We start from the raw sequence: 26552 nt of genomic DNA on the forward strand, positions 1-26552 counted from the left end.
CACCCCGAACCGCGACTTGGCCCGGTTCTCGTCCAACGTCGCTACGCCGCTGCCCGAAAAGCTCCCTCCACCCAATGATCACCATCGTCAAGCACCCCGAACACATTCTGTAGCCGTCACTGGCGTGAACCGGAGCGCCGAACTCCTCCATTCAGACCAACGCAAGGCAGGCATCGGCAAGGACCCCAGGTTCCTGGACAAGGCCACACGCCCTTGACAGCGCATCGGCATGCGGATCGCGACAACGGGCGGCTCACCGACCGGCGACAGTTCCTCTCGTTCTTCGGCCGACCTCAACGGAGGTCGTACTGGATGTCGACCCCCGCCCCCGGACCGCCGTTGCTGTTGACCGTAAGCCATCCGTGGTCATAGACGTCCGCCAGCTTGTACTCGAACCCGAAATCGTACTTCTTGTCCCAGCCGAACGTGCCCGGCATCTCCCCCAACTGCATCGCTCCGTGCGGTGACTTGCTCTCCCCACTGTCTGGATCTGTCACGTAAACGACTGGACTCAACGCCAGGCTCAACTCGCTGTTCAATTCGGAGTCGGCACCCGTCTCTACATGAAACATCACGGCCATAACCTGTTCCGAGCCGTACTTCGACCGCTGCTTCGCGATCTTGACAACCGTGAACGACGGATCCGTCGCCGACGCAGCCGACGTCCGCGAGTAACGCACGGCCTCGCCCACCTTCTTGACCGGGTTACCTCGCGGTCCCGTCGGCCCGGCGGCCTGCACCGTCTCCGACGTAGGCGGTGCCGTGGTCGACGCCTCCGCAGTGACCGTCGCAGTGACGGTCGTCGGGGAACCCGCCGCAACAGCATCGCCATTCCCGGAACAGCCAGCCGAAAACGCCGCTACGGTCGCAACGGCACAGAACAACAGCACACGCGGGCGCATAGAGGACTCCTGATCGATCGCCATGGAAACGCGATCTCGCCGATGGCACTGGTTCGGAAGTCATGGAAACCTCGACACCGCACGGCAATTTCCCGATCGCACCACACACGTCGCCTTGATCCGAACGATTGTTACGGCATCAAGCCTCAAATCTCAACGCCGAGACCGTTTCGTCATCGACCGACGAGACGCCCAGATCAGGTTCGCCACACCACCACGCAGCCGCAAGCCGCCTACGAGGTCTCGCCCGCCGCACCGATAGAAACGGAGACCAAAAGCCGTACTGATGCTGCCCGACGCCGTCCATGCAGTGCTCCGGTCAGCGTGGCGGTCATCGGTGCGGTGACGGCTGCGGTGCCCAGGAATGGCCTACGTACTTCAGCCGGATGATCGCGGTCCGGCGCTCGACACGCTCCCCGTTCGGATTAGTGGCTGTCCAGAGCAGGTGCGCATCGACGGTGGCGCCGTCGATGCGGTGCGCGACGCTGGCTTGAATGCGCATGTCCCGGTACACCTGGTTCGGCGGCTGGCCGGGAAGGTAGCGGGGGAAACGTTCACGGCCGACACCGGTCAGGTCCGCGCGCAGCGCGGCCTCGGCGAGCGCGAGGAGCGGTCGCTCGACTTGCGGGTCCAGATCGGTCGGCTCTACGGCACGCAAGGCACGGTCGAGGTCGTTGTCGTTCTCGCGGCCGGCAGGCAGACCGCGGATCTGCTCCGGCGGCGAGGAGTCGCGCGACGCCATCGGCGATGGCGCTAATCGCGGTGTCGGCGAGATCGCGGATGTGGAGGATCCGAAGCCGAGGATCACCACGGTGAGACTGCCGATCGCGACGATGCCGCCGAGACCGAGCAGGACCGCGCCGCTTTTCGGCATGCCGCTACGGAAGCAGGCGCGCGCCGCCGGCGTACTCGTGCAGGTCGACGGGGTCCTTGCGGACGACGGTTCCCGAGGCGAACGCGTTGATCATCTGACCGTCCCCGAGATAGATCCCGACGTGGTGGATGACGCCGGGGCTGTAGAACACGAGGTCGCCCGGCCGCAACGCGGTGAGGCCATCGGCTTTGGACAGTCGGGTGCCGAGAGCGAACTGGGCTCCGCTCTGGTGCGGCAGGACGACTCCCACGCGGGCATAGGCGTAGAGGGTGAGGCCGCTGCAGTCGAAGCCGATCTTGTTGTAGTCGCCGTGCCGATCGGCTTCGCCGCCGTCGCGGATGCCGCGGCTCGGGCCGGTCGCGGTCCCGCCGCCCCACGCATACGGAACGCCGATCTGGGACGTCGCCGCGTCGATGACCTGCTTCGCCCGCCCGCCTGCCGGGGCGTTCGCCACGGGTTTGCGTTGCAGCGCATCATAGTTGCGGATGTCTGCCAGGACACGGTCGACATAGACCTGGCTGGCGTTGTAGGAGTAGATCGCGTCGCGCAGGTCAGGGTCCTTGCCGAGGTCGCGGGGACCGCGGCCGCAGAGGTAGACAGCGGCGGTGAGCGCCGCGTCGAAGGCGTTCTGCGGGTCGCGGTTTCCGTCGTCGTTGCCGTCCTGGGCGACCGTGCTCCAGGTGGTGGAGAGGAACTGGAACGGTCCTTCGGCGCGGGCGAACGTGCCGTGGAGATTGCGGACCGGGCTGCGGTTGCCGCCGGTGCCGCTGCCGTCAAGCAGAGGACCGAGGATCGGCGGGGCGATGTCACCGTTCGGCGCAATGGCGTGGCCCGCGGCGTGATGTGATTCTTCTTGGGCGATGCCGGCCAGGACGGGCCAGCGCATCCCGCGGCAGTCGGGGCGGAGCTGCGCGATCCGTTGTGCGGCACGGGTGTAGGCGGTGAGCATGACCGCCGGGATGCCGGGCACCTGCGCGGGCGTGTCGGCGGATCCGCCGGAGTCGTCGGCGATCGCGATCAGGACGCCGGTGACCAGGATTCCCGCGAGCAGCGGTCCGGCCAGAGGCAGCGCGGCAATGACACGCCAACGCCACGGATGCTGCCGATACGCGTCGCGGGCATATCCAGCCAAGCGCAGTGCCAGCAACGGATTCATCTCATGCCCCCTTGTTCTGGTTCAGCCGGTCGCGCAGGCGTTGGCTCCACGAAGCGGGCGGCGCGAGCATGCCGGGCGGCAACGGCGTCGCCTCCGGTGCTGCGCCAGCGCGCGGTCCGGCCGGTGGAGCGTGGTCCGTGCCGGTGAAACGCGGCGTGGCGGCGATGCGCGCGGGGACGTGTGCGGCGACGTCGTTGGACAAGTGCGTCTTCTCCCCTGCCGTGCCGCGGGCCTGCAGTGCTGCGGCGGCGGTCGTGACGGCGTGCCACGTCGGTGTCGCGCTGGACATCGTGCCGAGCCCGCTCGCGTATCGGGCTCCATAAGACCTTGCGGCCGCGACTCGCTGTGCCAGCGCGGCTTTCGCGGCGCTGCTCTTCGCGGTCAGCGCGGTGCTGGCTCGCTTCGCGGCGCGCGGCCACGACACCGGTGCGCCGATCGTGTAGGACAGCGCCGTGCTTCCGGCTTTGCCACCTGCTTTTCCTGCTGTCACAAGCCGGTTCTTCAATTCTCCGACCGGGGCGAGAGACTCGGCGAACGCGTCCGTCCCCGCTTTCACCGTCCGCGAGAACCGGTGCGGTCCGGGTTCCACAAGGGGTTCAGGAAGGGATTTCGGTGCGGTGCGCGGTTGTCCGAGCCGCTGCATTCCGGCGCTGACGCGCGACCGCACGCGCGCGACGTTGGCGGCGAGCCGTTTGCGGAACAGGAAACCGGAGAACACGACCAGGTCGATCACCGCGAACCGCACCAGAGGCGGTCCGAGGTCGGCGGTCATCAACGACCGCACGATCACCGTCATCACGGCCACGAACAGCATGCCCGTCAGCACTTTCGCGACCGTCGCCGCGATCGAGCTGACCCGGTAGGCAAGCTGGTGCTGCCACGCCGGGACCACCGCGACCACCAGCGCCAGCGCCAGCAGCAGCCCCTCGAACAACAGCAGATACGGGGCCAGCACCTGGATCGCGTTCAGGCAGACGGTGAGGATCGCGAACAGCACCATCGCGATCGCGTAGCCCCACGCGCCGAACGCGCGATCGGCGTCGGCGACCTCGTTGTACTTGCCGTACCGGTCCGGGCAGCCGTCCAGCTCGCGGGCCTTGGTGCTGTCGTCCTTGCCCGACCACGGACCGTCGTCCAGCACCTTCTTCACCGAATACCGGCACGCACCGTCCGCCTTGCGGTCGCCCGTGATCGGAGATCCGTAGTTCAGCAGCTCCCACGGCGCCACCAGGAGGTTGTCGATCAACGCCTGTCCGATCGGAGCGGCGGGGTTCCCGGTGCCGCCCGGCCGCTGGCCCAGCACCACTGCGCTGACGTCGGCGCCGAGAGCGCGGCTGAGGCTCAGCACTCCGTCGTCGCCCAGCAGGAACCCGATCGGATGCGTGACGACCGAGACCGCGAGCGCGTTGATCACGATCGTCGAAAGCATCTCGCGCCATGCCCGCGTCGTGAGCCCGCGCGCGAACAGGAAACCGAGATAGCAGACCGCGATCAGCAGGGCGATCTGGCGCAGGTGCAGGTCGCCGATGACCGAGGTCTGCCAGACCTGCTCCAGGCTTTCGGCCGGGGCTTTCACCCAGTCCACGACGCCCGCGGACATCGACCATTCAGTGAACCACACCGAGAAACCCACCGCGTACTTGCCGACAGCGAAACCCATGTTCCCCAGCCACAGCCAGATCGTCGGCATCGGATCGCTCAACAACGACGGGAGATTCGCGAAAAGGTCGTAGTTGTGCAGATCGCGCCCGTAGCCGTCGTCGATGCTGAACAGCCCGTTGCCGTGTCCTGCGTGTCCCTGCTGATCGACGAGAGGAAGCGGTGGCAGCGCGGTCGGCGGCACGGGCTTGTCCGCCGGAGGCGGCACGACCACGTCCGGGTTGGTGACGCAGTAGGGGTAGGGCTCGCAGGAGTGCGGCTTCGGCGGTGCAGGCTGGGCAACCGCGCGTGGTGCACCCGCCAGCGCCGCAGCCAGCAGCACCAGGAGAACAGCCGCGCACACGGCCAAAACGTTGGGACGGGACACGTCCTGGACACGCACGTGCCCAGACGTCTCCGATTCAGGAACGCGGCGTTTTCCCGCTGCGCGTGACAGTGGGCGTGGTGAGGACCGCCTTCGGGAACGACCGGTACGGCTGAGCGAGCACCTTGATCTTCCCGGTCCTTCCGAAGTGGTCCCGCACGAGGAACTCCCCGGCGCGGGCTTTCCGCTCCGCCTCGCCGCCGACTGGGTTGAGCGGCGAGAGGTCTTTGGTCACGGCGTCGTGGTGGCGCGAGTCGGCGGGGTCGACGCCGAGCCAGGCGAGGCTGTGCCGAGCAAGGCTGTCGTCGCGATGGCGGCCGACGAGCCGGACAGCGATCAGGCCGCGAAGGACGTCGTCGCCGAGGTCCTGCGGCGCGTGCGACCCGAATGCCGCGTCGGCGCCGTGTTTGCGGCCGTCGCGGACGAAGTCCAGGGCGATCTGCTGGCCTTCGGGGGTGCCGGTGACGTTGTAGGCCTCGTCGCAGATGAACTCGCCCCACCGGGTGGTGCCGAAACAGACTTCCTTGGCGATGGCGGCGACGAGCAGGTGGAAGGCGCGTCCGAACAGTTTCCGCGGCGGGATCCGCGCGGCCATCCGTTCGCTGCTCATCTCGAGCGTGGTCGGCAGCGGGACTTCGTGGGTGCAGAACACGACGAAGTCCGCCGTGTGCACGTCGACCGGAGGGAGATCGGGGTCGAAGATCGGCCGGGTGATCGGATCGCGCCGGAGCCGGTCCAAACGCGATGCCAGCGCCTGCGCGGCGGTGTCGCGTTTGCCCTGCGCGGTCAGGGTTTCGATGAGCTTGTTGCTGGACGCGTCGGCCGCGGCGGTGACGGTGTCGAGACCGCGGCCGAGGGCGTCTCGTTCGGGTGAGGCGGATTCGAGGTCGAGCCAGGCGGCGAAGAAGATCTCGGCGATGCCGGTGCTGGTCTTGCCGCGGAACACGCGCAGCGGGTCGCAGGAGTAGCGCAGCTCGGCGCTGCTGGCGCGTTCGCCGTCGAGGACGGGGTCGACGATGTCGACGACCTGGCTGTTGCCGGGCAGGGCGTCGGCGACCGGGACCCATTCGCGGCTACGGGTGCGGTCGATGGCGATGACGCGGCCGTCGAGCATCAGCCGGACGATGGCGGCGACGTTCTTGAGCACGACCGACTTCCCGGCACCCAGTTCACCAACGACGGCGATCCCGCCGGACGAGTCGTGCGTCGGCCCGTAGGTCGGGTCGAGCAGGAACGGGGCAAGTGCCCCGCCGTCGAGAGCAAGCCCGAGCAGTGCACCGGTCGGGTCGCCGAAGTCGGTGGCGGAGAAGGGCAGGAGCATTGCGGCGTCGGTGGCGAGGAGGTTCTGGCTGCATTCGCGCACGACCGTCGGGGTGCGGTAGCCGGGCAGCATCGCCTGGTAGAGCTGGCGTTGCCCGCCGAGCGGGCGTTCCCACCGGTATTCGCCGCCGAGGAACGCTTGCCGCAGGGACTTCGCTGCGGCGTCGCACTCGTCCGCGGTCTGGCCCCACACGCAGGCGATGACGCCGACGTCGAGGTCGACCTCGGTCGAGCTGGCTCCGAGGCGGGCGTTCTTGTGCTGGATCTCCTCCTGCGCGGAATGCACGTCAGCAGGCACACCGGCGCTGTCGGCGGCATGCTCTTCGTCCTGCCCCATCAGGTCGCGGGTGCGGCGGCGGTTGGCCCCGCGGGCTTCCTCGTTGGTTTTCGCGGTGATCCGCAGCGCGTAGTCGATGCCGAACCCGAGGTCGGCCAGGCGGGCGAGGATTTCGTGGCCGGGGAAGGTGAATGCACGCGGCATTTCCGCGAGGACAAGGTAGGCCTGGTAGCTCGCGAGGAGGCCGTCGTCGGACGGGGTCAGGCATTTGAGGAATCGGCGGTTCAACGTCGCCAGCGGAGACAGCAGTCCGCGGCCGTTGTGGTCGGTGCGGCCGCCTTCGTCGAGCACGCTCGCCGGGAACGTCGCGAGAGCAGTTCTCCGTTGGTTCGAGACCGAGGCTCGTGTGTTGTGGACGATCTCGCTGGTCTCGAGCTGTGGCTCGCCCACGCCGCGGACCGGGGCGCGGCACAGCCACCACAGCAATTCGGCTTCCGTCGCCGCCCGCAGCGGCAATGCTCCGCCGAGTTCCTGGCCCGCAACTCGGGCCCGTTCCTTGGCCTGCGTTTGGGCTGTGGTTGTCGCTGGTCTCGTGGGTAGACCGAGACTGGCCGCCAGCGCGGCACCCGTCGCGCGAAGCAGGCCGCTTGTGGTGTCCCGCCAGCCGTGGCCGGTCAGCGGGAGCGCGATCCAGTAGGTCCGGCCGAGCAGGTCGAGTGCGTCGATCTGGTCCCAGGCGTTGTGCACGGTTTCGGCCCAATGCGGGTTGGCCTCGACGTCAACCCCTGCCAGGCAGCGGCGGACGATCGCGTGCGGTTCGGCTTGTTCGCATAGCGACACGATCAGCGCTTCGCCGCGCAGGGACTTCATGAATGTCACCGTGCGCTCGTACAGGGTGCGCAGCTGCCGCCCGCTCGAACGCGCGCTCTCCCTCGGCAGCACCCGCCACACAGCCCAGGTCGAGCCGTCCGCGCAGAACACCAGGTTCCCGCTCAGGTCGAGGATCTGCTCCATCACCGCTCCTTCGGGGCGCACGCCTTCTCCGCCCCGGTCTGCGGCCTTTCCCGCGTCGCGCCGAAGTGGAGGTGGATCCGGTGCTGTGTCCGCACAGGACGGGCAGGCCGGTACGGGCGGCGCCCGAGCATCCCCGACGGCGGAGCCAGCACGTGCGCGAGAAATCCGCACAACCAGCCGAGCGGGGTGCGCGACTCGATCCGTGCCCGGCGCAAGAACACCGCCGACAACGGCACACACCAGCGGGCCGCGCCGAGCCAGTCCAGCAGCGGCAGCTTCCACACCACAACCAACAACAGCAGGAACGCCACGCCCTGGGTCAGCGTGTACGGACCGCCCAGCAGATACCCGCCGTCCCGGCCCGGCATCCGGCCGAACATCCGCGGATACCGCCGCGACCGCGTATACGACCGGCCGACCAGTATCTCGCCGCGAGGCTTCGCCGCGGGCACGGCTAGCGGGTGAACCAGGAACCGAACATCCCCGACACCGCATCAAGATTCAGCAGAATCCCGAGAAACACCGCCGCGATCACCCCGTACTTGATCGCCCTCGTGAAATTCCCGCGAGTGCCGACCAACAGCCCGATACCGCCCACCACCGCGACCAGCAGGATCAACCGCCGGACCGCCTCGCTCCCCCACGCGAGATTCGCATCGAGCCACGACTTCACGTCCGCTGCCAGCAGCATGCCCATCGTTAACGCCTTCCTGCGCTCTGTTCCCGCAACGGGACCGGGTCGATGCGCGTCAGTTCCCATCGGCCCGACCGCGCGGACAGGGTGAGCGGATAGTCCGCGAGCGTGCTCTGCCCCGTCGCGTCGAAACACCTCGCCCGCGCCAGCACATGGACGAGCGTGCCGTCCAGCGGTCGCGCGGCCTGGCCCGGCTCGAACGTCTCGTGGGTCCGCAGGTCCTGCAGCCGGACCGACGCGAACGGCGTCGGCGACACCGGCGCAACGCTCGCCCCGGGACTGACATACCGGTCGAGTTGCCCCTGCCCTGCTAGATACGCGGTCAGGAACCCGATGGCCGATTGCCCGATCGGACCCGCCGGATCAGCGGACTGGCCGTAAGCGAGCAGGGGCTGCGCCGCAGTCGCGGGGCAAGCCACCGGGGTCGGCAGCGACGTCGCCGCGTACGAGGTGCCGTCCCCGACGAAGCTGACTTGCTCGCAGGTGATTTTGGCGGGGCGAGTGCTGTCCGGCTGCAGGGTGAGCAGGTTCGCCGCGACTATCACCATCCACACCCCCGGCTCGGGCGAGACCGCCGAGACCGCAGCGGTGGCCACCGGGATCTGCGACCCTACTTCCCGCTCGGACCGCATCCCGTCCGGGTAGAAAGCCGCCACGCCTGCAGTGTCATCGCGGCTCGCCGATAACCACGAACGCACATACATCTCCGCCCACCCCTCCGGACCCCGCTGGATTCCCTCGGCCGCCGGTGCCCCCGGGTTCGGAGCTGCCCCGGGACGCAACGCGACGAGTCCTCCGACGGTCGCCAACGGGCTGGCCAGGACAACGAGCCATGCCACAGCCCGCCCTGCCCTGCCGGTTATCGCGCGCCTTGTGGGCTCGACCGCAGCGTCCGGCAACATCCGTGCCAGCGCACGGTTCCGTCGCTGACCAGGCGTCCCCGCAGTCGGAACGACGGACCTCGCGCCGCACGCCATGGCACTCTCCTGCCTGCCTACGGACGCTGACCGCACAGACACGCCCGCTGTAACCCGGTTTGATGCGGCCGTGTTCAACTCGCCCACGGCAGCCCTCCGCCCGGGTACTGTTCTGCGGCGTCCGCGAGTGTGGCGATCGCCCGGTTGCGCCACCGGGTCACCGTCGGCTGGCTCACCCCCAGTTCCTCGCCGACCTGACGATCCGTGGCCACTCCGTCCCGGCCCGCCCGGTCACCGAAGAACCGACGCGTCAGCACTGCCTGGCCCCGCTCGTCGAGCACCCCGCGCGCCACGGCCCACGACAGCACCGACAGCAACTCTTCCGACGCGGCGATCTCGCGCTCCGGCTGCGCCAACGCGCCGCGGAACGCGTCATCGTCCACACTCACTACGTCGACCGCAGCCTGAACGTGGTCCACCCCGAACGAGCGCAACGCCGCCCGCTGCGTCTCCCGCACCAGATTCGCCGCCACGTGATGACGACGACGCAACGGAAAACACCGGATCTGCTCCCACAAATGCCCGATCACCGTCGCCTGCACGTCGATGTTCTCCTCGCCCGCCGAGGCTCCCCCACCGGTAACGCCCCTTCGAACACCCCTCGCGCCGGTCGAGGCCCGCACCACGCGGATCACCCTGCCAGTCACGCCCGGGACCGCTGGCAGCATCGCCGAGAGCACGATCTCCGCCGCTGTCGCACCGTCTCGCCCCGACACCGCGGCACGTTCGAGCAACGCGTGCAGGACCCGGTCGTGAGTCTCGTACTCTCGCGTCGCGAGCACCCGCGCGAGATCCTCCCGGCTCGGAGTCTCGGCCAACGCCGGATCCGTGCGAGACCAGCCCGATAACGCCTGGTCGAACCTCTTGACCGCGCGCGGGTGCCGAAGACGACCCTGCAACACCGTCGACGGGCTGTCCCGGACTTCGTCAGCATGCGGTGAACTCATCACAGACCCTCCTCAAGTCATGACCCGCTTCGCCACGACCTTCAGAGCGACCTGCGTCTCCCTTGCTGGATCTGATCCTTGCCCCTCGCCGAGGGCAAGCGCTAATTCACCCGTTGCGACGACACACGACCGCGACGCTAACCGGGAACTCCTCCATTCGAATCCCGCCAGGGGCGTTCCGATGCCGCTAGGCCGAAACGCGTCAGGGCCGCTATTGTTCGACCTTCATCCGCCGCGTGCGAGGCACAGTCGGACCTGGACAGCTGGTCGCCCCAGTCCAGATCGGTGCCATGCATGCCCAGCAGCTCACCGGCTCGGGCAGCGGGGCCGGCCGCCAAGGCGAGGATCACCCGGTCCCGGTTCGACCGCATCACCGCGAACAGGTCGTCCCATAGTCCGTCCGGCATCGCCCGGGGCCGACGCTTCGGCAGCGAAGGGTTGTAGCGCAGCCTGCCTTCCGGCGCGAACGGTTCCAGTGGATTGTGATGCGCGTTCGGATGACGTCCGCGTGACCTGGCCAGGACCACCGGATTGATCAGCGGCCCCTCGCCACACTCGATCCAGAAAGCGTAGAAGGACCGGATGACCGCGTTCGAATGCCGGATCGTCGCCACCATGTACGTGTCGTCCTGGTAGCGCTTCCGGGTAATCGGGTTCACCGTGCCCGCCGTTGACACCGAAGTCGTCCGCGGTGACCGGCGCAACTTGACCGCGTGCTGCAGCCACAACACAAAATCCCGCGCCTCCGCCGGACTCGCCCGCACCCACTCGACCTCCACCACTAATAGAACCGCCACCACCGCAGCAGCGCATACGCGTAACTGCGGACCGTCGCGGCCGAGCTGCCCTGAGCCACCGGATCACGCAAGAACCGCCGGGCCGGCTCGACCGGCCGCCCCGCGTCGTCAACCAGACAGAACGGCTCGATACCGCTCGCCCGGATCACGCGTCCCCACCTCGGCGGATCGATCACCTCGATCACACGATCAAGATCGTCAGACATCGCACGCAGACCTCTCGTTAGGAACTGCGCGAGGTCTATCTGGCAAGCGGAGACGATCAACTACGACACGCTGACCACCAGCTCGCTAGTCCGGTCAACGTGTCCCAGCACCGTCAAGTCGACAGCTGGCACCACCAGCGACGCCACGAACATTGGCACCTGCAGCTTCAACGCCAGGGTCTTGTTCCCGAACCCGAAGAGGGAACAGCCCCTCGTTCACCGCAGGACTCAGGATCGCCCGCAACGACTCCCTGATCCGGTGCAGCGACGACGGCCCGACCGGGCGCTGCCACTTCACCGTAGCGATCTTGCGCGGGTCGCCGCTGGTGCGGTACTAGGCGATCAGCTCGTTGCGCTCCACGATCGCCTCGAACATCGCGTCCAGATGCCCCACCCGCAGCCGGTCCCGGCGCCGTCGGCTGCTCAGCCGACGGCATCGGAGCGATCGGTAAGACCGAGTCGAAGATGTTCGGTGTGGTAGACAGCTTCGTCGAGCAGTTGGGCGACATGGTCGTCATAGAGGTTGTAGACGATGCTGCGCCCGGCCCGGGTCCCGGTGACCAGGCCGAGGTTGCGCAGCAGACGTAACTGGTGGGACACCGCCGACTGTTCCATACCGACTGCGTCCGCCAACTCGGTCACCGGGCGGGGGCCTTGGCGCAGCTCGGTGAGGATCAGCAGCCGGCTCGGCGTGGCCAAGGCCTGCAGCGTGGTCGCCACATGGGCAGCGGCGTCGGCGTCCAGTCGGCCCGCCGGGCGATCGCGACCCTCCACACCATGTCCCATGGCCGTGGAGTCTAACCCATCCCAGTATCTATGAAGACATCTTCATGTGTGCTGCTATGGTCGGAAGAGTCTGCTGTTCTTCCTGGAGGTGCCCTGTGACTTCGTCCACCGCCACACCGACCCGCCCGAACCCCGTTCGCCCGGCTGCGGTACCGGTGCGGCGGACGCGGTTGTTCGCGCTGCCGGAGATGCGGTGGGCCGCTGCGGCACTGGCGCTGTTCCTAGCTGGGCTGGCCGCGCAGTTCCTCGGCGGGCCGGGCTGGCTGTGGTGGCCGCTCTACCTCGCCTGCTACGTCACCGGCGGCTGGGAACCTGGGCTCGCGGGTCTGAAAGCGTTGCGGAACAAGACTTTGGACGTCGATCTGCTGATGGTCGTCGCCGCGATCGGCGCCGCGGCCATCGGGCAGGTGATGGACGGCGGCCTGCTGATCGTCATCTTCGCCACCTCCGGCGCGCTCGAAGCCCTGGCCACCGCCCGTACCGAGGACTCCGTGCGCGGGCTGCTGGATCTGGCCCCCGACACCGCGACCAGGCTCACCGACGGCGGTACCGAAGAGACCGTGCAGGCCATCGACCTGGAGGTCGGGGACGTGGTCCTGGTCCGTCCCGGCGAGCGGATCGCCGCCGACGGTGTCGTCGTGGCCGGTGCGAGCGAGGTCGACCAGGCCACCATCACCGGGGAGCCGCTGCCGGTGGACAAGACCGCCGGCGACGAGGTGTTCGCCGGGACGCTCAACGGCACCGGATCCGTGCGGGTCCGGGTGGACCGCCGCGCCGCGGACTCGGTCGTCGCCCGCATCGCCACGCTGGTCGAGGAGGCGAGCCGGACCAAGGCGAAGGCACAGCTGTTCATCGAGAAGGTCGAACAGCGCTACTCGGTCGGCATGGTCATCGTCACGATCGCGGTGTTCGTGCTCCCGCTGCTGTGGGGCGCGGCGCTGCAAGACTCGCTGCTACGCGCGATGACCTTCATGATTGTCGCCTCGCCCTGCGCGGTGGTGCTCGCAACGATGCCGCCGCTGCTCGCGGCGATCGCCAACGCCGGGCGACACGGCGTGCTGGTGAAATCCGCCGTAGTCATGGAACAGCTAGGCACCACGACCCAGGTCGCGTTCGACAAGACCGGCACCCTGACCCGCGGCACACCCGAACTCGCCGCTATCCACCCGCTGCCCGCGGCACCGTTCGCCGAGCACGACCTCCTGCGCCTCGCGGCCGCGGCCGAACACCCCAGCGAGCACCCGCTGGCCGCCGCGATCGTGCGCGCCGCCCGCACCCGCGGCCTCGACCTGCCTACCGTTGACGAGTTCTCCTCCCAGCCCGGCCGAGGTGTCTCGGCCCTGGTCGAGGATCACTACCTCGAGGTCGGCTCACCGGCGGTAATGCCGACCTCCAGCGACAGTACGGCCGAGGCGGCGGTGAAGGACCTGCAGGACCGTGGCATGACCGCCGTCGTCGTGCTCTGCGAGCAGCGCCCGGTCGGCGTGCTGGGCATCACCGACCAGGTTCGCCCTGAAGCCGCCCCCACGGTCGCTGCCATCACCCGGCTCACCGGCCGCACCCCTGTGGTGCTAACCGGCGACAACCACGTCACCGCGGCCCAGCTCGCCGCGCAGGTCGGAATCGCCGACGTGCGTGCCGGGCTGCTGCCCGAGGACAAGGTCACCGCCGTGCGCGAGCTGCAAGCCCGCGGCGGGCGAGTCGCCGTGGTCGGGGACGGCATCAACGACGCGCCCGCGCTGGCCGCCGCCCACACCGGGATCGCGATGGGGGGCGCTGGCTCCGACCTCGCCCTGCAAACCGCCGATGCCGTCGTCGTCCGCGACGACCTCACCACCATCCCCGCCGTCATCGCCCTCTCCCGCCGCGCGCGGCGCGTCGTGACCGCCAACCTGATCATCGCTGCCATATTCATCACTGGCCTCGTGCTGTGGGATCTCATCGGCACCCTGCCACTGCCGCTCGGCGTCGCCGGACACGAAGGCTCCACCGTCATCGTCGGCCTCAACGGCCTCCGGCTCCTGCGGACCGCCGCCTGGAACCGGACCCGGACCTGACCGGCTCAGCCGGCACGTCGGCAGTACGCGCCAGCGCAACCGGCCAACCAATCGGACCGCATGGTTTCCCCGTCTGACCCCGATCCCGGGCATCCATCGCTCCTCCGACGGCGCGAACACATAGGCCATCGAAGCGGCCAGCAGCACGACCCAGGGCTAATCCGGACCGGAACCCGTCCGATCCGACCGGGGTGCAGTTATCTCGAACGATGGTCTTGTTCTCGGTTCTGCTCGTCTCGGCCGGGACGCTGCTCGGCTGCTCGAACGCCGCCTCGGGAGACGTGCTGCAGAAGGTGCGCGACAGCGGGACCTTACGGGTCGCGCTGACGCAAGCGAATCCACCGTGGAATTTCGTCGGCCCGTCGGGCACTCCGATCGGCTACGACGTCGATATCGCGAACGAACTGGCGCGCAGGATGGGCGTCGGGAAGGTCGAATTCGTCCAGGCGAGTTTCCAGACTTTCATCGAAGGGATCAAGGCGGGCCGATATGACGTGGTGGTCTCCGGACAGACCATCACCGCGGCCCGCAAGCAGCAGGTCGACTTCTCCCGGCCCTACGAGGTGAACGGGATCTCGGTCTTCGTTCAGGCGTCGAATCCGAAGATCGCCTCGCTGGCCGACCTCAACGGCAAAACGGTCGCGGTGTCGGCAGGCACGACGCAGCAAAGCTTCGCACAGGACAAGATCCGGGACGTACGGGTGAAGACCTACGAGAACGCGACACTCGGCCTGACCGATCTGTCCCGCGGGAACGCGGACGCGATGCTGGTTTCCCGGTTCCAAGGCAGCTACCTGGCCGGCAAGAACGGCCTCGCCGTGAAGCCGGTGGGCCCGCTGCTGGAGAGCGAGGTCAACGGCATGTCCTTCCGCAAGGATTCGCCCGCGCTCAAACAGGAAGCCGACAAGGCCATCGCCGCGATGATCGCCGACGGCACCCTCACCCGCATCTCGAAGCAATGGCTCGGCGGCCTGGACATGGCTGCCGAACTCAAGACCGCGCCAGCGAACTAGGGAGGACGTCATGGACCTGTTCGCCAACGCGTTTCCCATGCTGGCCAAAGGGCTCGGCGTCACCGTCCTGCTCGGCGTGGTGTCGTTCGTCCTCGGCTCGGCGCTCGGCGCGCTGATCGCACTGGCCCGGATCTCGTCGATCCGGGTGCTGCGGGCCGTCGCGATCGGCTACGTCTCGGTGTTCCGCGGCACCCCGCTGCTGATTCAGATCATGGTGATCTACTTCGGACTGCCTCAGCTGGGTGTCCAGCTGGAGCCGATCCCGTCGGCGATCCTGGCCTTGACGCTGTTCTCCGCCGCCTACCTCAGCGAGAACTTCCGCGGCGGAATCCTCGGTGTCGACAAAGGACAGTGGGAAGCCGCCTCCTCGATCGGCATGCCGTACTGGCGCACCTTCCGCAGAATCGTGTTCCCGCAAGCGATCCGGATCGCCACACCGGCCGTCGGCAGCCGCTTCATCGCGCTGATGAAAGACACCTCGCTCGCCTCAGTGGTGACCGTGGTCGAGCTGACCCGGGTCGCGGAAAGCGTCGGGAACGCCAGTTTCCGTTACATGGAGGCGTTCCTGCTCGCCGGACTCGCGTACTGGCTGATCAACACGTTGCTGTCGCTCGGGCAGAGCGTACTCGAAAAACGGATGGGAAGGGCGTACTGACAATGACCCAGCCGATGATCGAACTTCGCGGCATCCACAAGCGGTTCGGCGACCTCGAGGTGCTCCGCGGCGTGGACCTGACAATCCAGACTGGCGAGGTCGTGGTCCTCATGGGCCCGTCCGGATCAGGCAAGACCACCCTGGTGCGCTGCATGAACCTGCTCGAAGAGCCCGACTCCGGGCAGCTGAGCGTCTGCGACTGCGCCTTCGACTGCGGCCGGAGCCGCGACCGCGCCGGCCGGCGGCTCGCGCAGCAAGCCCGCCGCCGGACCGGCATGGTCTTCCAGCACTTCAACCTGTTCCCGCACATGACCGCGCTGGACAACGTCATCGAGGGGCCGCGCCAAGTCCGTCAGCTGCCGAGGGCCGAAGCCACGGCCCTCGGCGAACGGCTGCTGGCCAGGGTCGGGCTGTCCGGCAAACGCGACGAATACCCGTCCCGCCTCTCGGGCGGCCAGAAGCAGCGAGTAGCCATCGCCCGAGCACTGGCAATGGAACCGCAGGCCGTGCTCTTCGACGAACCGACCTCCGCACTGGACCCCGAACTGCACGCCGAGGTGCTGGAAGTCATCCGCGAGCTGGCCGGAGAAGGCATGACCATGGTGATCGTCACGCACGAAACCCACTTCGCCCGCGAGATCGCCGACCGCATCGTGTTCATGGACGGCGGCGTGATCGTCGAAGAGGCCGCGCCCGAAGACTTCTTCACCCGGCCGACCCAAGAACGGGCCCGCTCGTTCCTGCGCCTCGTCGACCACCCGGGCGCGACGGCGGCCGCGCCGCTTCCCCGCGCCGGAGAGGAGGCGGTATGACCCCGTTCGATGTGGACACCGCACGCAAGGAAACACCCGGCTGCGAAACGGTCGTCCACTTCAACAACGCCGGTGCCGCCTTGATGCCCCGTCCGGTGCTGGACAGCGTCATCGGGCATCTCAATCTGGAGGCGCGCATCGGCGGGTACGAGGCCGCTGCCGCCGCGAACGACGACCTGGAAGGCGTCTACCCGTCGGCGGCGCGTCTGCTCGGCTGCGCACCGGACGAGATCGCGTTCCTCGACAGCGCCACCCGAGCCTGGGACCTGGCGTTCTACGCGATTCCGTTCCGGCCCGGCGACCGCATCCTCACCAGCGAAGCCGAGTATGCGAGCAACTTCATCGCCTACCTCCAGGCCGTCGAACGCCACGGCATCGAGGTCGACGTGGTGCCCAACGACGAGTCCGGCCAGATTTCGGTGCCGCGGCTGCGCGAGATGCTCGACGACCGCGTCCGGCTGGTGTCGCTCACCCACGTGCCCACCAACGGCGGCCTGGTCAACCCGGCGGCCGAGGTCGGCCGCGCGGCCCGCGAGGCCGGGGTGCTGTTCCTGCTCGACGCGTGCCAGTCGGCCGGCCAGATCCCGCTCGACGTCGGCGCGATCGGCTGCGACCTGCTGTCGCTGACCGGGCGCAAATATCTGCGCGGGCCGCGCGGTACCGGGATCCTCTACGTCCGCCGCGAACGGCTGGCCGAGATGGCACCGCCAATGTTGGACCTGCACGCCGCCACGTTGGTGGCCCGCGACCGCTACGAGGTGCGCGAGGACGCCCGCCGGTTCGAATCCTGGGAATTCAACGTCGCCGCGAAAATCGGCTTCGGCGCGGCGGTCGACTACGCGCTCGGCTGGGGTATCGACGCCATCCGGGTTCGCGTCTACCGGCTTGCCGCCGACCTCCGCCTCCGCCTGGACGAACTGCCGGGGGTCCGCGTGCGCGACGTCGGCCACGAGCAGTGCGGAATCGTCTCCTTTACCGTCGATGGAATGGCCGCCGACGCGGTGAAAACGGTGCTGGCGCAACACGCGATCAACGTGAGCGTGTCCCGTGCACCGTCGACTCGCTGGGACATGGAGCGTCGCGGCCTGACCGAGGTCGTGCGCGCGTCACTGCACTACTACAACACCGTCGACGAGATCGACGCCTTCTGCCGCGCGCTCCACGCTGCCAGGTGACCTCGGCCGGAGAACCAGGAGGGGTTTCGGTACCGCGGAAAGGGCTTTTACCTCAACGAATCCGTTGGGGGAGCAGACTCGTCAGCGCTTCCTCCTGACGGCCGAACATCCCGAGGTGCCCCTCGCCCCGGCAGCGGTGCAGGGTCGCGCCCGGGATCTGTGCCGCGAGGTGTTCGGCGTGGTGGAACGGGACCAGCGCCGGCCTTCTGCCGGCCGCTGACCACCATGTTCTTCTCCGCGCGGACCGCGGCGCGCAGCAGCGCCAGTTGGGCGGTGGAGATCATTCCGCGGTCGCGCAGCGCCTCCAGATCGGCCGCGCCGAGCCGGTGACGGCGGATCGAGACGCACGCTCGGCGCCCCGGCGTCGGCGCTGGGGTTGATCGAGGGCATTTCCGACGGACTCGCCGGGCCGGACGGTTGCTCGGCGGCCCGCTGGCCGACGACCCGGCCCGCCGTCAGCGCCTCGCGGTCGGCGGCTACACCGCGACCGCGGTCCTCTCCTCGCTGATCGGGACCGCCGGGAACGTCGTCACCGCCGGGCTGTTGCGGGCGGCTCGCCTACGTCGTTCCCTCCGGTGCCTACAGCGGGCGGACGGGTTTGAGCGGACGATGGACAACCTCGGCGCGATCGTCGGCCCGCTGCTCGCGCTCGCACTGGTCGCGGTTTTCTCCGTCCGCACCGCGATCCTGGTCTCCGTCGTCCCGGGGTTGTTCGCCGCCGCCGCGATCGTCTACGCCATCCGCCAGACCCGGCTCCCGGCCGCACGGGGGCGGCGGAAGCTGCGGTTCCGGCTCCGGCCGGTCCTGCACGGCAGCTCGGCCCGTTGATCGGCGCGTTCGCGCTGTTCGAGATCGGCAACCTCGCCGCGACCCTGCTCATCCTGCGCGCCATCGACCTGCTCTCCCCCGCGCATGGTCTCCAATCCGCGACGCAGATCGCGCTCGGGCTCTACACCGCCTACAACGTCGCCGCGACCGTCGTGTCGTTTCCCGCAGGCAAGATCTCCGACCGGCTCGGCGACCGCGGCCCGCTGCTGGTCGCCGCCGCCGGCGTGGTGACCGCTGGGGCCGGGATCGGCTGCGCGGAAACCGCCGAACACGCCGCCGTCGCCGCGCTCGCTCCCGAGTATCTGCGCGGCTCGGCGTTCGGACTGCTCTGCACCGTCGCTTCGCCCACGGTCGCCTTCGGCTACGTCGCCGTCTGCATGGCCTTCGCGCTGGCCGTGCTCGCCCGGGCCCGCACGCCGGGCCGCAGTTCGATCTGACTGGGGGGTTACTCGGAGCCGGAGTGCAGCGTGAGCTGTCGTGCGTGGTGGTCGAAGTGCTGAGTCGGGAACCGGTAGACGTCGGCCAGTGACATGCGGTCGCGGAAGTACGGGTCCCAGCGGGTCGGGAAGTGCATCGTCCGGGCGAGGCCGGCCTCGGTTTCCCGGTCGAGTCGCTGGTGCAGACGCGCGATCGCCCGGTCTGCAACAGCTGCCATCCCCCGACGTTTCAGGAGGTTCCCGCCGAGGCGTGAGCCGACGTAGTTCACGGCGTCGAAGGGGACGGTCACGGCGTTCAGGGCCTGTGCGTAGCGCTTGCCGACGCTGGCAGGGAGCCGGTTGAACAGTGCGACCAGGTTCCGCAGTGCCCAGCCGATCAGGTAGCCGAGCAGCATGTGGAACAGCAGTTCGCGATTGGTCCAGCGGGTCCCGTTGCTGGCGCGGCGCAGGTCCGCGTCGCTCGCCTGGTCGAGAAGCCGGTGAAACTCGATGCGAGCACGCTCCATCTCGTCGTGAACGGCCTGCCTGTCCACCCGTTCAGTGTCCGCCCCGACCCGCAGGAAATCCAGCGGCGGATGCTCCGTCGGCCGGTCAGTTGACAGGGCTGCGGCGTTCGAGGACGACCGTGTCATGCCAGGTGCCGTCGCGCTGGGCGATGCGTTCGCGGACGCCGACGGTGCGGTAGCCGACGGAGTGGTGCAGGGCGAGGCCGGCGCGGTTCTCGGTAAAAATCGAGGTTTGCAGGGTCCAGAGTCCGGCGTCGTCGGCGGCCGCGACTTGCTTGCGCAGCAACGCTTTCCCGACGCCGCGGCCACGGTGTTCCTCGGCGATGCAGACGGAGGTTTCGGCGACGCCGGAGTAGCAGTCGCGGTCGGATACGGGACTGGCGGCGGCCCAGCCGACGACCTGACCGCTGAGTTCGGCGACCCACCGGTGTTCGGGCAGCCACTTCGCGTCGAGGGCTTTGCGGGTGGGGACGGCGGTGTCGAAGGTGCCGGTGCCGGTGGCGATGCCTTCGCCGTAGATCCGCCGCACGGCGGTCCAGTCCCCGGCTTCCAAGGCGCGGATGGTGACGTCGGCCGGCACGTTGTCCGCGCAGCAGGGGCGAGGGCCGAGCATGCCCATGACGGCGTCGGCGGCGTGCGGGAGACCGGCGCAGCAGGCTCCGTTCACGGTGACAACGGTGGCGGTGCCGACCTTCTCCAGGTGCACGAACCCGACGTCCGCGAGCTTGCGCACATGATGGGAGGTCGTGGATTGGCTGGTGCCGAGGATGCCGGTGAGCGAGCCGACCGTGACGCCGCTGGGGCTGGTCGCGACCGCGTGCAGCAGCCGCACGCGAACAGGTTCCGCGAGGCAGGCGAACCACTCGGCGTAGGTGGCGGCGTCCGCGGCGGGCAGAACCTGGGCCTGGGGCAGCGCGATCGGCATGCGCACAGTGTATCGACCGGAATCGATGGTTGCATACATCGATTCCGGTCGATACAGTCTGCCTCGTTAATCGAATCCGATCGATGAATCAGGGGTTGGGATGAGCGAGTACCCGGTCGTGGTGGTGGGTGCGGGCCCGGTGGGGCTGGCCGCGGCGGCGCAGCTGCTGGAGCAGGGTCTGGAGCCGCTGGTGCTGGAACGCGGCGAGCGCGCGGGCGCGGCGGTGGCGGCGTGGCATCACGTCCGGTTGTTCTCGGCGTGGTCGGAGCTGGTCGACCCTGCGGGCGGGCGTCTGCTGGAGCCGACCGGATGGGTCCGGCCGGACGGGTCGGGGTATCCGACGGGGCGGGAGTGGGCAGAGTCGTATCTGCGGCCGCTGGCGGAGGTGTTGGGGTCGCGGGTGCGGTTCGGGGCCGAGGTGGTCGGGGTGGCGAGGCGGGGCCGGGACCGGGTGGTCGACAGCGGCCGCGAGGGCGAGCCGTTCTCGGTGCACGTGCGCACCGCCGAGGGCGAGGAGCGGCTGCTGGCGTCCGCGGTGATCGACGCGTCCGGGACGTGGGGCGGCCCGAACCCGCTGGGCGGCGAGGGTTTGCCCGCGATCGGCGAACAGGCCGCGTTCGACCGGATCGCTTACCGGGTCCCGGATCTGGCCGATCCGGGGGTGCGGGCGCGGTATGCCGGGCGGCACATCGCGGTGGCGGGCAGCGGGCATTCGGCGCTGACGGCATTGGTGGCGTTGTCCGGGCTGGCGGCCGAGGATCCGGCGACGCGGATCAGCTGGGTGCTGCGCCGCGGCGGGATCGGCACCGCCTTCGGCGGCGGCGACGCCGACCAGCTCCCCGCTCGCGGCGCGCTGGGCACGCGCGCGAGGGAAGCGGTGGAGGCGGGGCTGGTGTCGGTGGTGACCGGGTTCCGCACCGAGACCGTGGAGCGCGACGAGACGGGCCGGTTGAGCCTGGTGTCGGCGAACGGGCAGCGATTGTCCGATGTGGACGAAGTCGTGGCGTTGACCGGGTTCCGCCCGGACCTGGGGTGGCTGTCGGAGATCCGGCTGGAACTCGATCCGACTCTGCAGGCCCCGGTGCGGCTGGCGCCGCTGGTCGATCCGAACGTGCATTCGTGCGGGACGGTGTATCCGCACGGAGCAAAGGAACTGACGCACCCGGAGACCGGGTTCTACCTGGCCGGGATGAAAAGCTACGGCCGCGCGCCGACGTTCCTCGCGATGACCGGCTACGAACAGGTCCGCAGCATCGCCGCCGAACTCGCCGGCGACCACGACGCCGCAGGGCGGGTGGAGCTGGTCCTCGCCGAGACGGGCGTGTGCGGCGGGGCCGGGCTGTTCGACGACCCAGGCACACAGGCCGACTCGGGCGGGTGTTGCGGTCCGGCTGAAGCGGAGGCACTGACGCTGGCCGCGCCGTCGCGCTCCCGGAGCTGACCGACGTGGCGGACATGACCTCGGCGCGGCCCGCGACACTGCCAGTGTCCGGGCTGCGCCGGGTGCTGGCCGTCCTCTGCCTCACCGAGATCACCAGCTGGGGCGTGCTCTACTACGCGTTTCCCGTGCTGGCCCCGGACATCAGCCGCGACACCGGCTGGCCCGCGACCGCGGTGATCGCAGCCCTCTCCGGCGCGCAGCTGGTGTCCGCGGTGGCCGGGATCGGGGTGGGCCGGTGGCTGGACCGGCACGGCCCGCGGGCGTTGATGACTGTCGGGTCACTGCTGGCGGTCCCGGCGGTGGTGATGGTCGCGACCGCGCAGAACCTCGCGTGGTTCCTCGCGGCCTGGGCGCTCGCCGGGCTCGCGATGAGCGCGGTGCTCTATCCGCCCGCGTTCGCTGCGTTGACCCGCTGGCACGGCCCGCGCCGCGTCCCGGCACTCACCACTCTCACCCTGGTCGCCGGGCTGGCGAGCACCGTGTTCGCGCCGCTCACCGCATTGCTGGCCGCGCACCTGGATTGGCGGCACACCTATCTGGTGCTGCTGGCGATCCTCGCCGCGATCACGATCCCCGGGCACTGGTGGGGACTGCGCGGCCCGTGGCCGCCGGCCGAGCCCGCACGACACGAGCATCTCCACGGGGATCCGGCGCGGATCGCGCGCAGCAGCGGGTTCCGGATCTTGGTGGCGACGCTGAGCCTGGCGGCGTTCTCCGTGTTCGCCGTCGTGGTGAACCTGGTGCCGCTGCTGCTCGAACGCGGGATCAGCCCCGGCACGGCCGCGCTCGCGCTCGGCCTCGGCGGTGCCGGGCAAGTCCTCGGCCGTCTCGGCTACGCCGCGCTCTCCCGCCGCACCGGCGTCCGCGTCCGCACCGCCGCCGTCCTCGCCGCGACGTCGCTGACCACCGTCCTGCTGAGCCTGCTCACCACCACCGTCGCGCTGATCGCAGCCTCGGTCGTGGCAGGGATGGCGCGCGGGGTGTTCACCTTGCTGCAGGCCACCGCGATCACCGACCGCTGGGGCCCGGCGCACTATGGCCGCCTCAACGGACTGCTCTCCGCACCGATGACCGTCACGATGGCGCTCGCACCGTTCGCCGGGTCCGCCCTCGCCGCAGTGTTCGGCAGCTACCGTCCCGCTTTCCTCGCCCTCGCCGCCGTCAACCTCGCCGCCGCGATCCTCGCCCTGACCGTCACCCCGACCCGGAGCACACCATGACCGAAGACCCGCACGCGATCGTCCTCGGCGGCGGCCAGTCCGGCCTCGCCGCCGCTTACGCCCTCCGCGCGAAAGGCCTGCGGCCGCTCGTGCTGGAAGCCGGACCCGAACCGGTCGGGTCCTGGCCGCGCTACTACGACAGCCTCACCCTGTTCTCCCCCGCCCGCTACAGCAGCCTGCCCGGCTGCCCCTTCCCCGGCGACCCCGAGCGCTACCCCCACCGGGACGAGGTCGTCGCCTACCTGCGCCGCTACGCCGCCGCGCTCGACGCCGACATCCGCACCCGCCACCGCGCCACTGCCGTCACCCGCGACCGCGACGGCTTCACTGTCCGCACCGAGCACGGCGACACCTTCGCCGCACCCGCTGTCATCGCCGCGACCGGCGGGTTCAGCCAGCCCCGCATTCCCGCCCTGCCCGGGCTCGACGGTTTCGCCGGGACCGTCCTGCACTCCAGCCAGTACCGCAACCCCGCACCGTTCGCGGGGCAGCGGGTCATCGTCGTCGGTGCCGGGAACTCCGCCGTGCAGATCGCCGCCGAACTCGCGGAACAGTCCCGCGTCACCCTCGCCACCCGCGCCCCGATCCGCTTCGCCCCGCAACGCCCGCTCGGCCGCGACGCGCACTGGTGGACCGCCGTATTGGGCCTCGACCACCTGCCCGTCGGACACCTCCTGTCCGCCCCGCCCGCCACGCCCGTGGCCGACCCCGGCCGCTACCGCGCCGCGATCGCCGCCGGACGCCCCGACCAGCGGCGCATGTTCACCCGCATCGAGGGCGACAGTGTGTGCTGGCCCGACGGCACCCGCGAGCGCGCCGACGCCGTCATTCTCGCGACCGGGTTCCGGCCCGGACTGTCCTATCTGGACGGAACCGGGGCGTTGCGGGACGGGCTCCCCGTGCAGCGGAAAGGGTTGTCCACCACGGTGCCCGGGCTCGGCTACGTCGGGCTGGAATGGCAGCGCAGCTTCGCCTCCGCCACGCTGCGCGGCGTCGGCCGCGACGCCGCCTACCTCGTCGACCGGCTGATCGACACAGCCGTACCGGCGCGGCGGCGCTGCTGCCAGCCGGTCAGCTGAGCCGGACGTCCAGCAGCCCCGACAACGCGGCCAGGGCGTGTTCGCGGGGCCGGTAGCGGATCGAGGTGCCGTACACCCGTCGGAGTCGACCAGCCCGGCCTCGCGCAGCACCTTCAGGCGGTGGGAGATGGTCGGGCCGGTCAGCGTGAACGCCGCCGCCAACTCGCCGGCCGAAGTGTCCCCGGCGGTGCAGATCAGCGACAGTAGCCGCATCGGATCGCCCAGCGCTGTGAACCCGGCCGCGAACGATCCCGCCTGCTCGGCGGACAACGCGGAGCCCCGGGATCACGCGGGTGCCGCGTCGAGGCGGGCCGCGAGGTCAGCGGCGGCTGCGCGGGCGGTCGTGCCGACTCCGGCGAGGGTGGCCGAACCGGGGCCTGTCCAGTCGCCGTAGCCGAGCAGGTGCAGCCGCGGCTCGTCCAGGGCGCGGGTGCCGTCGGTGCGGATCGCTCCGCCCGCGGTGCGCAGCCCGAGCGGGGCGAGGTGCCCGAGCGCGGGCCGGAATCCGGTGCACCACACCACCGCGTCGGTGGAGAGGCGGCTGCCGTCGCTCCACACCGGACAGTCCGCGGCCAGGCGCGCGAACATCGGCCGCCGCCGCGGGAGCCCGGCGTCGCGGGCGGCGCGGACCGGCGGGACTGCGACGATGTCGCCCAGGCTCCCGACCCCGCCCGGATCCTCGTTCCCGGCGGCGAGGGCGCGGGCGCGGCGGCTGGCCAGGTCGAACAGGGCGCGGCCGTCGACGTCGTCGGGCAGGAATCGCGGCGGCCGCCGCGTCGCCCACGTCACCGTGGCGACCGGGGCGAGATCGGCGGCGATCTGCGCGCCGGAGTTGCCGCCGCCGACCACCACGACCCGCTGCCCGGCGAACGCGGCGGGACCGTCGTAGTCGACGGTGTGCAGCTGCCGACCGGCGAACTCGCCGGGGACCAGCGGCAGGAACGGCCGCCACCACGTCCCGGTCGCCGAGATCACCGCCGCCGCTTCCCACGTCGCGGCGTCGGTGACGACCTGCAACCGGTCGCCGTCGCGGACGACGCAGGTGACCGTCTCGCCGCGTACGATAGGCAGGGCGTAGCGCTTCTCGTACGCGGCCAAGTAGTCCACGACATGCGCAGCGGGCGGATAGCCGTCTCCGGCGTGGGGCGGCATCGGCCAGCCGGGCAGGGCGCTGTAGCGGGCCGGGGAGAACAGCCGCAGCGACTCCCACCCGTGCCGCCACGCCCCGCCCGGATCGGCCTGGGCGTCGAGGATCACGAAGTCCAGCCCGGCACGGCGCAGATAGAACCCGGCGGCGAGCCCGGCCTGCCCGCCGCCGATCACCACGACCTGTGCGCGGTTCACGTCCGGGATGCGTTGGCGTGCCAGCGTTTGCGCAGCCACAGACTCACGTATACGAGCGCGACCAGCACCGGGACCTCGATCAGCGGCCCGACCACCCCTGCCAGGGCTTGGCCGGAGGTCACGCCGAACACGCCGATCGCGACCGCGATCGCGAGTTCGAAGTTGTTGCCCGCCGCGGTGAACGCCAGCGTCGTCGTCCGCGCATACGACAGGCCCGACGCCTTGCCGAGCAGGTAGCCGCCGCCCCACATGATCGCGAAGTACGCCAGCAAGGGCAGCGCGATCCGGGCGACGTCCAGCGGGCGGGAGGTGATGTTGTCGCCCTGCAGCGCAAACAGCACCACGATCGTGAACAGCAGCCCGTACAACGCGACCGGCCCGATCTTCGGCAGGAACTTCCCCTCGTACCACTCGCGGCCGCGGGTGCGTTCGCCGATGCGCCGCGACAGGTACCCGGCCGCCAGCGGGATGCCGAGGAAGATGACCACAGCCAGCGCGATCTCCCACGGGGAGAAGGAGATGCTGGCCGTGTCGAGGCCGAGCCAGCCGGGCAGCAGGTCGAGGTAGAACCAGCCCAGCACGCCGAACATGATCACCTGGAACACCGAGTTCAGCGCGACCAAAACTGCGGCGGCTTCGCGGTCGCCGCAGGCGAGGTCGTTCCATATGATCACCATCGCGATGCAGCGGGCGAGGCCGACGATGATCAGCCCGGTGCGGTACTCGGGCAGGTCCGGCAGCAGCAGCCACGCCAGGGCGAACATCAGCGCCGGGCCGACGATCCAGTTCAGCACCAGCGACAGCACCAGCGTGCGGGTGTCGCGGGTGACGGTGTCGAGCTTGTCGTAGCGGACTTTCGCCAGCACCGGGTACATCATCAGCAGCAGTCCGAGCGCGATCGGCAGCGACACCTGCCCGATCTTCACCGCGTCCAGCACGCTCGCCAGTCCGGGCACGACGCTGCCCAGGCCGAGTCCGGCGGCCATCGCGACGATGATCCACACCGGCAGGAACCGGTCCAGGAACGAGAGCTTGTGCAGAACGTCGCCCTCGGCGGACGCGGGCTCGTCGGCGGTCTGAGTCACTG

26 protein-coding genes and 1 pseudogene are annotated in these 26552 nt (G+C 69.7%); 10 read left to right on the plus strand and 17 right to left on the minus strand.

Annotated elements, in window-relative coordinates; all coding sequences use genetic code 11:
* Nucleotides 1-293: 293 nt before the first annotated feature.
* From ABD793_RS18070 to ABD793_RS18125, 12 genes are all read right to left on the minus strand, one after another.
* Nucleotides 294-926: a hypothetical protein gene (locus ABD793_RS18070; protein WP_344861341.1), complete on the minus strand. Its 633-nt coding sequence runs from the start codon at nt 924-926 to the stop codon at nt 294-296.
* A gap of 307 nt (nt 927-1233) precedes the next feature.
* Nucleotides 1234-1776 (minus strand): hypothetical protein, encoded by a 543-nt coding sequence (locus ABD793_RS18075; RefSeq protein ID WP_344861342.1) that lies wholly within the window; start codon nt 1774-1776, stop codon nt 1234-1236.
* Between the two features lie 4 nt (nt 1777-1780).
* Nucleotides 1781-2923: a C40 family peptidase gene (locus ABD793_RS18080; RefSeq protein ID WP_344861344.1), complete on the minus strand. Its 1143-nt coding sequence runs from the start codon at nt 2921-2923 to the stop codon at nt 1781-1783.
* A gap of 10 nt (nt 2924-2933) precedes the next feature.
* Nucleotides 2934-4934 carry a hypothetical protein gene (locus ABD793_RS18085; protein WP_344861346.1) on the minus strand — a complete coding sequence of 667 codons (2001 nt, stop codon included), beginning with the start codon at nt 4932-4934 and terminating at the stop codon, nt 2934-2936.
* A gap of 58 nt (nt 4935-4992) precedes the next feature.
* A complete protein-coding gene (locus ABD793_RS18090; RefSeq protein WP_344861348.1) occupies nt 4993-7566 on the minus strand; it encodes an ATP-binding protein in 2574 nt (857 codons plus the stop codon).
* The gene (locus ABD793_RS18095) at nt 7566-7934 is read right to left on the minus strand and encodes a hypothetical protein (RefSeq protein ID WP_344861349.1); all 369 of its coding nucleotides are present in this window, start codon (nt 7932-7934) and stop codon (nt 7566-7568) included. Before ABD793_RS18095 ends, ABD793_RS18090 begins: the two co-directional genes overlap by 1 nt.
* An 86-nt stretch (nt 7935-8020) precedes the next feature.
* Nucleotides 8021-8263, minus strand: coding sequence for a hypothetical protein (locus ABD793_RS18100; protein ID WP_344861351.1), 243 nt, complete (start codon nt 8261-8263; stop codon nt 8021-8023).
* A 2-nt stretch (nt 8264-8265) separates the two neighbouring features.
* Nucleotides 8266-9237: a conjugal transfer protein gene (locus ABD793_RS18105; RefSeq protein ID WP_344861353.1), complete on the minus strand. Its 972-nt coding sequence runs from the start codon at nt 9235-9237 to the stop codon at nt 8266-8268.
* A 74-nt stretch (nt 9238-9311) separates the two neighbouring features.
* Nucleotides 9312-10055 carry a hypothetical protein gene (locus tag ABD793_RS18110; protein ID WP_344861355.1) on the minus strand — a complete coding sequence of 248 codons (744 nt, stop codon included), beginning with the start codon at nt 10053-10055 and terminating at the stop codon, nt 9312-9314.
* Between the two features lie 266 nt (nt 10056-10321).
* Complete coding sequence (locus ABD793_RS18115) at nt 10322-10966, minus strand: hypothetical protein (RefSeq protein ID WP_344861357.1); 645 nt, start codon at nt 10964-10966, stop codon at nt 10322-10324.
* Nucleotides 10966-11187: a hypothetical protein gene (locus ABD793_RS18120; RefSeq protein ID WP_344861358.1), complete on the minus strand. Its 222-nt coding sequence runs from the start codon at nt 11185-11187 to the stop codon at nt 10966-10968. Before ABD793_RS18120 ends, ABD793_RS18115 begins: the two co-directional genes overlap by 1 nt.
* Nucleotides 11188-11610: 423 nt before the next feature.
* Complete coding sequence (locus ABD793_RS18125; RefSeq protein ID WP_344861360.1) at nt 11611-11973, minus strand: ArsR/SmtB family transcription factor; 363 nt, start codon at nt 11971-11973, stop codon at nt 11611-11613.
* Nucleotides 11974-12161: 188 nt separating this feature from the next.
* Between ABD793_RS18125 and ABD793_RS18130 the strand changes: the two genes are divergently transcribed.
* The 7 genes from ABD793_RS18130 to ABD793_RS18160 all read left to right on the plus strand — a co-directional run bounded on the left by ABD793_RS18130 (nt 12162) and on the right by ABD793_RS18160 (nt 18950).
* Nucleotides 12162-14030 (plus strand): heavy metal translocating P-type ATPase, encoded by a 1869-nt coding sequence (locus ABD793_RS18130; RefSeq protein WP_344861784.1) that lies wholly within the window; start codon nt 12162-12164, stop codon nt 14028-14030.
* A 209-nt stretch (nt 14031-14239) separates the two neighbouring features.
* The gene (locus ABD793_RS18135) at nt 14240-15043 is read left to right on the plus strand and encodes a transporter substrate-binding domain-containing protein (protein ID WP_344861362.1); all 804 of its coding nucleotides are present in this window, start codon (nt 14240-14242) and stop codon (nt 15041-15043) included.
* Between the two features lie 10 nt (nt 15044-15053).
* Nucleotides 15054-15698: an amino acid ABC transporter permease gene (locus tag ABD793_RS18140; RefSeq protein ID WP_344861364.1), complete on the plus strand. Its 645-nt coding sequence runs from the start codon at nt 15054-15056 to the stop codon at nt 15696-15698.
* Between the two features lie 2 nt (nt 15699-15700).
* Complete coding sequence (locus ABD793_RS18145; protein ID WP_425548716.1) at nt 15701-16510, plus strand: amino acid ABC transporter ATP-binding protein; 810 nt, start codon at nt 15701-15703, stop codon at nt 16508-16510.
* Nucleotides 16507-17685 (plus strand): aminotransferase class V-fold PLP-dependent enzyme, encoded by a 1179-nt coding sequence (locus ABD793_RS18150; RefSeq protein ID WP_344861368.1) that lies wholly within the window; start codon nt 16507-16509, stop codon nt 17683-17685. The genes ABD793_RS18145 and ABD793_RS18150 overlap by 4 nt, the downstream gene beginning before the upstream one ends.
* A 417-nt stretch (nt 17686-18102) precedes the next feature.
* Nucleotides 18103-18513, plus strand: a complete 411-nt coding sequence (locus tag ABD793_RS18155; RefSeq protein ID WP_344861370.1) for an MFS transporter — start codon at nt 18103-18105, stop codon at nt 18511-18513.
* Entirely contained in the window at nt 18510-18950 is a 441-nt protein-coding gene (locus tag ABD793_RS18160; protein WP_344861372.1) for an MFS transporter, read from the plus strand. The genes ABD793_RS18155 and ABD793_RS18160 overlap by 4 nt, the downstream gene beginning before the upstream one ends.
* Nucleotides 18951-18958: 8 nt before the next feature.
* Here ABD793_RS18160 and ABD793_RS18165 read toward each other — a convergent pair whose 3' ends face one another.
* A complete protein-coding gene (locus tag ABD793_RS18165; RefSeq protein ID WP_344861374.1) occupies nt 18959-19483 on the minus strand; it encodes a DinB family protein in 525 nt (174 codons plus the stop codon).
* A gap of 58 nt (nt 19484-19541) precedes the next feature.
* Nucleotides 19542-20381, minus strand: coding sequence for a helix-turn-helix domain-containing GNAT family N-acetyltransferase (locus ABD793_RS18170; protein WP_344861376.1), 840 nt, complete (start codon nt 20379-20381; stop codon nt 19542-19544).
* 100 nt (nt 20382-20481) lie between these two features.
* On the opposite strand from ABD793_RS18170, the gene ABD793_RS18175 reads away from it, so the two are divergent.
* From ABD793_RS18175 to ABD793_RS18185, 3 genes are read left to right on the plus strand one after another with little or no spacing between them, the layout of a single operon-like run.
* A complete protein-coding gene (locus tag ABD793_RS18175; protein WP_344861378.1) occupies nt 20482-21822 on the plus strand; it encodes an NAD(P)-binding domain-containing protein in 1341 nt (446 codons plus the stop codon).
* 14 nt (nt 21823-21836) lie between these two features.
* Nucleotides 21837-23042 (plus strand): MFS transporter, encoded by a 1206-nt coding sequence (locus ABD793_RS18180; protein ID WP_344861786.1) that lies wholly within the window; start codon nt 21837-21839, stop codon nt 23040-23042.
* Nucleotides 23039-24121: a flavin-containing monooxygenase gene (locus ABD793_RS18185; protein ID WP_344861380.1), complete on the plus strand. Its 1083-nt coding sequence runs from the start codon at nt 23039-23041 to the stop codon at nt 24119-24121. Before ABD793_RS18180 ends, ABD793_RS18185 begins: the two co-directional genes overlap by 4 nt.
* A gap of 141 nt (nt 24122-24262) precedes the next feature.
* Here the strand turns inward: ABD793_RS18185 and ABD793_RS18190 are convergent.
* From ABD793_RS18190 to arsB, 3 genes and pseudogenes are all read right to left on the minus strand, one after another.
* Nucleotides 24263-24334, minus strand: a pseudogene (locus ABD793_RS18190) (hypothetical protein); the annotation flags it as partial.
* Between the two features lie 72 nt (nt 24335-24406).
* A complete protein-coding gene (locus tag ABD793_RS18195) occupies nt 24407-25504 on the minus strand; it encodes an ArsO family NAD(P)H-dependent flavin-containing monooxygenase (protein ID WP_344861382.1) in 1098 nt (365 codons plus the stop codon).
* Entirely contained in the window at nt 25462-26550 is a 1089-nt protein-coding gene (gene arsB / locus ABD793_RS18200; protein WP_344861384.1) for an ACR3 family arsenite efflux transporter, read from the minus strand. The genes ABD793_RS18195 and arsB overlap by 43 nt, the downstream gene beginning before the upstream one ends.
* Between the last annotated feature and the right edge of the window lie 2 nt (nt 26551-26552).

The organism is Amycolatopsis ultiminotia (assembly GCF_039536925.1).
In the GTDB taxonomy this organism is placed as follows: domain Bacteria; phylum Actinomycetota; class Actinomycetes; order Mycobacteriales; family Pseudonocardiaceae; genus Amycolatopsis; species Amycolatopsis ultiminotia.